Consider the following 5,734-nt stretch of genomic DNA (forward strand, 5'->3'; position numbering starts at 1 on the left):
TTCGTGCGGTCAATGCTATTGCTTTGGGAGGTAATGATAATTTTTTATCTAAAAGATTTTCATCATCCAGTTCTTCCAAAATTTCCTCATACACACCTTTGTTAATCTGAAATTTGATTTCGAGTTGTTTAAAATCTCTCTGATTAAATAAATTTAGAAATTCTTCTATAAGGTCAAAAAAATTATCTTTCATTTGATCTTTGGGCATATTTATTTCTTTCTTATTGAAAGTTGATTGGTTGAAGCTCTTACATTAGCCCTCAAGCCTGTTAGATATTCTCCAGCTTTCAAAGCAGCACACTTTTCTGTCTTTGCGTCTAGACTTGGGGTTCTTAAAAAATTATAGACTCCTAGTGTTTCAGTGCTCAAAAATCTTGCTTCAAAAGAAAACGAAAGGTCGTCTGAAAACCCGTTTCCAAGTTTTCAGACGACCTCTTGGTTATCTGCCGTTTGCGTGTCGATTATTTAACGCGCAACACTTCCAGCGTATTGGTCGAACCGGATTCGCGCATTTGCGAACCGCTGGTGATGATGTATTGGTCGCCGGAGCTTAAGATTTTATGTTCGACCAACATGGCTTCCACTTCGTTCAGCGCGGTATCGTGGTCGGTGCTGGTCGCCAAAATCAACGGGCGCACGCCGCGGTACATCGCCATACGGCGTTGGGCGGAAATGCTCGGGGTCAGCGCGAAAATCGGCAAGGTGATGTTGTGGCGGCTGACTTCGAAGGCGGTCGAACCGCTTTCAGTCAGGGCGACGATGGCTTTGGCGTGAACCGCGCGCGCCACGCTGACCGCGCCGCCGGCAATCGCCAAGTTGGTGCTGACGGCTTCGGGATAATCGACCTGTTCGGCAACGCCGTTGAGCGAATCTTGTTCTTTTTCCGCAGCCGCACAAATAATCGCCATTTGGCTGACGGTTTCAAACGGATACGCGCCGACGGCGGTTTCGGCGGAACACATCACTGCATCGGTGCCATCCAATACCGCGTTTGCCACGTCGCTGACTTCCGCGCGGGTCGGTACGGGGTTGGTAATCATGGATTCCATCATTTGGGTTGCCGTAATGCTGAAGCGGCGCAACTCACGAGCGCGGCGGATCATGCGTTTTTGCAGGGCGGGGACGGCTGCGTGTCCGACTTCGACCGCCAAGTCGCCGCGCGCCACCATGATGCCGTCGCTGGCGAGGATGATTTCGTCCAAGTTTTCAATCGCTTCCACACGTTCGATTTTGGAAACCAAACCGGGGCGAACGGCAGTACTGCCTTTCATTTCTTCTTCGACTTTGGCGCGGGCAGTGTGCAAATCTTCGGCGGATTTCACAAAGCTGATGGCGAGGTAGTCGCAACCGATGGCAATCGCGGTTTTCAGGTCGCGGAAGTCTTTCTCGGTCAACGCGCCTGCGGACAAACCGCCGCCGCGCTTATTGATGCCTTTGTTGCTTTTCAACACATGGCTGTTTTCAACTTTAGTAACAATCTTACTGCCTTCAACGGATTCTACGGTCAAAGTCAGCAAGCCGTCGTCCAACCACAAAACATCGCCTGCAACGACATCATTAGGCAGGTCGCGGTAGTCCAAACCGACCGCGTCGCGCGTGCCTTCGCCTTCGAGTGCGGCATCAAGAACCAGCGTTTCGCCTTTGTTCAATTCGATGCTGCCGCCGGCGATTTTGCCGACGCGGATTTTTGGACCTTGCAAGTCGGCGAGGATGGCGATTTCCTGTCCCGCGCGTTTTGCTGCTTCACGCACGATGCGGGCGTTTTCCTGATGGAATTCAGGCGTGCCGTGGCTGAAGTTGAAACGGACGACATTCAGACCACCTACACGGATCATGTCTTCCAACAACTGGACATTGTTGCTGCCTGGCCCCAACGTAGCGACGATTTTGGTGTTGTGGCTGATGCGGGTTACATCGCGTTTTGCATTACTCATGTGAAGCGTCCTTTCGGTCAATCCGTTGATAAATGGCATACGGTCTTGTTGGAAAATTACAAAATGGCATCCCAACGTCGTCTGAAAATGTAAATCTAAAACTTACATCGAGACATCCAAGCCGTAAATCATGATGCAAATTAATATTTTGGGATTTTACTCCCAAAGTTAAATGATTGGTGGAAAATTACAGGATTTTATGACTTAGGCTAAATTTAATTTTACATACGTTTGGGGCGGCAATCCGCTACAATACCGTCTGCCACTTTTCAGACGACCCTCCTTAAATGGATGTGTATAGTGGATAGGTCGTCTGAAACTACATTAGTTTCCATCCATATCTTTTTCATCATTATCAGACACAACCATGCTAAGACGAATGCTCACTTCTTTGCCTATAGGTATTATGCTTGCCGATATGGTTTATGGTTTCGTTTTAAATATCGTTCAAGGACTTAACCTTCAGCAGCAAGCGGCCCCTGCTTCAGACGGCGGGCTGGCGGTAACGCCCGACATCGCGTTCAACAGCCTGCAAATCGTTGCAAACGGCGGCATGGTCATCATCATCGGGTTCGGATTGATTGTCTTGTTACAGCTAAACCGTACAGTGCTAAAACGTCAGATTTTGCCCATCGGTATTTTCCGAACGCTCGGACTGATTGCCGTGTTGGCTTTCAGCGTGCCTTCATTGTGGGAATGGTTTAATGCTGCATTAACTCTGTCGGCAGGAGGAAACATCCTCAATACCGGCAACCCGCGTTATTTGGTTTCCGCTTTATGTATGCCCTTGATTGCCTTTTTATGTTTGGTGCGGTTGTTTGGTTGGTATAAATTGCACACACGCCAGCCCGAGCAAAACCCACCGACGGAGTTGCAGAAATAGCATTCTCGGTATAAAACGTATCCGAGTAGCGTAAAATAACCATGTATTGAGAAGAGGTCGTCTGAAATTTTGTTTGTAGATGAAATTTCAGACGACCTTTTATATCGTTGAACAATAATTAAGACTGTCAAAATTCAGAACAGAATATCGATGGATTGGGTAAACCTCAAATCTGTCGGATAGCGGTAAATAACCTGCGGCAAGCCTAAGATTTTTCTTGAAAACTTCTTTATTGTCGTGGTATAGTGCAGGGCTTGGTACAAATGTGCCAAGTTTTATCATTGTCCGAAGGTAGGCCAATCGTAGCCCGCCCCTTTACTTTAAAAGGAAAATAATCATGACTTTAGGTCTGGTTGGACGCAAAGTTGGTATGACCCGCGTGTTCGACGAACAGGGTGTTTCTGTTCCGGTAACCGTTTTGGATATGTCTGCCAACCGCGTTACACAAGTAAAATCCAAAGATACTGACGGCTATACCGCCGTTCAAGTTACCTTTGGTCAGAAAAAAGCTAACCGTGTCAACAAAGCCGAAGCTGGGCACTTTGCAAAAGCAGGTGTTGAAGCCGGTCGCGGTTTGATCGAGTTTGCTTTGACTGAAGAAAAACTGGCTGAATTGAAAGCCGGTGACGAAATCACCGTTTCTATGTTTGAAGTCGGTCAACTGGTTGATGTAACCGGTACCTCTAAAGGTAAAGGTTTCTCCGGTACGATCAAACGTCATAACTTCGGTGCTCAACGTACTTCCCACGGTAACTCCCGTTCTCACCGTGTTCCAGGTTCTATCGGTATGGCGCAAGACCCAGGTCGCGTGTTCCCCGGTAAACGCATGGCCGGTCAATACGGCAACACCAAAGCAACTGTTCAAAAACTGGAAGTTGTACGTGTTGATGCAGAACGCCAACTGCTGTTGGTTAAGGGTGCTGTTCCGGGTGCGGTCAACAGCGATGTTGTAGTTCGTCCTAGCGTGAAAGTAGGTGCGTAATGGAATTGAAAGTAATTGACGCTAAAGGACAAGTTTCAGGCAGTCTGTCTGTTTCTGATGCTTTGTTCGCTCGCGAATACAATGAAGCGTTGGTTCATCAGCTGGTAAATGCCTACTTGGCAAACGCCCGCTCTGGCAACCGTGCTCAAAAAACCCGTGCCGAAGTAAAACACTCGACCAAAAAACCATGGCGCCAAAAAGGTACCGGCCGTGCCCGTTCCGGTATGACTTCTTCTCCGCTGTGGCGTAAAGGTGGTCGTGCGTTCCCGAACAAACCCGACGAAAACTTTACTCAAAAAGTAAACCGTAAAATGTACCGTGCCGGTATGGCGACTATCCTGTCCCAATTGGCTCGTGACGAGCGTTTGTTTGCGATCGAAGCGTTGACTGCTGAAACTCCTAAAACCAAAGTTTTTGCTGAACAAGTGAAAAATCTTGGTCTGGAGCAAGTGCTGTTTGTAACCAAACAGCTCGATGAGAATGTTTACTTGGCTTCACGCAACTTGCCAAACGTGTTGGTTTTGGAAGCTCAACAAGTTGATCCTTACAGCTTGCTGCGTTACAAAAAAGTAATCATCACTAAAGATGCAGTTGCACAATTAGAGGAGCAATGGGTATGAATCAACAACGTTTGACTCAAGTGATTTTGGCACCTATCGTTTCTGAAAAAAGCAACGTATTGGCTGAAAAACGCAACCAAATGACGTTTAAAGTTTTGGCAAATGCAACCAAACCTGAAATCAAAGCGGCTGTTGAGCTGCTGTTCGGTGTTCAAGTTGCTTCTGTAACTACCGTTACCACTAAAGGTAAAACTAAGCGTTTTGGTCGTACTTTGGGCCGCCGCAGCGATGTTAAAAAAGCTTATGTAAGCTTGGCTGCCGGTCAAGAGTTGGATTTGGAAGCCGCTGCTGCAGCTGCAGATAAGGAATAAACAAAATGGCAATTGTTAAAATGAAGCCAACTTCTGCAGGCCGTCGCGGCATGGTTCGCGTGGTAACAGAAGGTTTGCACAAAGGTGTGCCTTATGCACCTTTGCTCGAAAAGAAAAATTCTACTGCCGGTCGTAACAATAATGGTCATATCACCACCCGTCACAAAGGCGGCGGTCATAAACACCATTACCGTGTTGTAGACTTTAAACGTAACAAAGACGGTATCCCTGCAAAAGTAGAGCGTATTGAATACGATCCTAACCGTACTGCCTTCATTGCACTGTTGTGCTATGCAGACGGTGAGCGTCGCTACATCATCGCTCCTCGCGGTATTCAAGCCGGTGCTGTATTGGTTTCCGGTGCTGAAGCTGCCATCAAAGTAGGTAACACCCTGCCGATCCGCAACATCCCCGTTGGTACAACTATCCACTGTATCGAAATGAAACCTGGCAAAGGTGCTCAAATTGCACGTTCTGCCGGTGCTTCTGCGGTATTGCTGGCTAAAGAAGGCGCATACGCTCAAGTCCGTCTGCGCTCTGGCGAAGTTCGTAAAATCAACGTAGATTGCCGTGCAACCATCGGTGAAGTCGGTAACGAAGAGCAAAGCCTGAAAAAAATCGGTAAAGCCGGTGCCAATCGTTGGCGCGGTATTCGTCCGACCGTTCGTGGCGTTGTCATGAACCCTGTCGATCACCCGCATGGTGGTGGTGAAGGTCGTACCGGTGAAGCTCGCGAACCGGTTAGCCCATGGGGTACTCCTGCTAAAGGCTACCGCACTCGTAATAACAAACGCACGGATAACATGATTGTTCGTCGTCGTTACTCAAATAAAGGTTAATTAGTATGGCTCGTTCATTGAAAAAAGGCCCATATGTAGACCTGCATTTGCTGAAAAAAGTAGATGCTGCTCGTGCAAGCAACGACAAACGCCCGATTAAAACTTGGTCTCGTCGTTCTACCATTCTGCCTGATTTTATCGGTCTGACCATTGCTGTACACAACG

At 47.8% G+C, this 5,734-nt stretch carries 7 protein-coding genes and 1 pseudogene; 6 read left to right on the forward strand and 2 right to left on the reverse strand.

The genetic code is table 11. The features are described from left to right. Both HMPREF1051_RS05040 and pyk read right to left on the reverse strand, forming a co-directional pair. Positions 1-208, reverse strand: a pseudogene (locus HMPREF1051_RS05040) (hypothetical protein); the annotation flags it as partial. A gap of 253 nt (positions 209-461) precedes the next feature. Then, positions 462-1,934 (reverse strand): pyruvate kinase, encoded by a 1,473-nt coding sequence (pyk, locus tag HMPREF1051_RS05045; RefSeq protein ID WP_003765311.1) that lies wholly within the window; start codon positions 1,932-1,934, stop codon positions 462-464. 379 nt (positions 1,935-2,313) lie between these two features. Here pyk and HMPREF1051_RS05050 point away from each other — a divergent pair, with 379 nt between their 5' ends. The 6 genes from HMPREF1051_RS05050 to HMPREF1051_RS13130 form a co-directional block, all read left to right on the forward strand. Then, complete coding sequence (locus HMPREF1051_RS05050) at positions 2,314-2,817, forward strand: hypothetical protein (protein WP_003765304.1); 504 nt, start codon at positions 2,314-2,316, stop codon at positions 2,815-2,817. A gap of 337 nt (positions 2,818-3,154) precedes the next feature. After that, entirely contained in the window at positions 3,155-3,799 is a 645-nt protein-coding gene (gene rplC, locus HMPREF1051_RS05055) for a 50S ribosomal protein L3 (protein WP_002215400.1), read from the forward strand. Further along, positions 3,799-4,419, forward strand: a complete 621-nt coding sequence (gene rplD, locus HMPREF1051_RS05060) for a 50S ribosomal protein L4 (protein ID WP_002218573.1) — start codon at positions 3,799-3,801, stop codon at positions 4,417-4,419. The genes rplC and rplD overlap by 1 nt, the downstream gene beginning before the upstream one ends. Further along, positions 4,416-4,730 carry a 50S ribosomal protein L23 gene (gene rplW / locus HMPREF1051_RS05065; protein ID WP_002231529.1) on the forward strand — a complete coding sequence of 105 codons (315 nt, stop codon included), beginning with the start codon at positions 4,416-4,418 and terminating at the stop codon, positions 4,728-4,730. The genes rplD and rplW overlap by 4 nt, the downstream gene beginning before the upstream one ends. Before the next feature lie 5 nt (positions 4,731-4,735). Beyond that, complete coding sequence (gene rplB, locus HMPREF1051_RS05070) at positions 4,736-5,569, forward strand: 50S ribosomal protein L2 (protein ID WP_003765301.1); 834 nt, start codon at positions 4,736-4,738, stop codon at positions 5,567-5,569. 5 nt (positions 5,570-5,574) lie between these two features. Further along, positions 5,575-5,734, forward strand: a 160-nt coding sequence (locus HMPREF1051_RS13130; protein WP_003765299.1) for a ribosomal protein S19 family protein, incomplete at its 3' end; no start/stop codon positions are given.

It is taken from the genome of Neisseria sicca VK64 (genome assembly GCF_000260655.1).
GTDB lineage: Bacteria > Pseudomonadota > Gammaproteobacteria > Burkholderiales > Neisseriaceae > Neisseria > Neisseria sicca_B.

Bases quoted from the DNA above. Each gene is read 5' to 3' on its own strand.
- pyk (WP_003765311.1), bottom strand. From the start codon at position 1,934: ATGAGTAATGCAAAACGCGATGTAACCCGCATCAGCCACAACACCAAA.
- HMPREF1051_RS05050 (WP_003765304.1), top strand. From the start codon at position 2,314: ATGCTCACTTCTTTGCCTATAGGTATTATGCTTGCCGATATGGTTTAT.
- rplC (WP_002215400.1), top strand. From the start codon at position 3,155: ATGACTTTAGGTCTGGTTGGACGCAAAGTTGGTATGACCCGCGTGTTC.
- rplD (WP_002218573.1), top strand. From the start codon at position 3,799: ATGGAATTGAAAGTAATTGACGCTAAAGGACAAGTTTCAGGCAGTCTG.
- rplW (WP_002231529.1), top strand. From the start codon at position 4,416: ATGAATCAACAACGTTTGACTCAAGTGATTTTGGCACCTATCGTTTCT.
- rplB (WP_003765301.1), top strand. From the start codon at position 4,736: ATGGCAATTGTTAAAATGAAGCCAACTTCTGCAGGCCGTCGCGGCATG.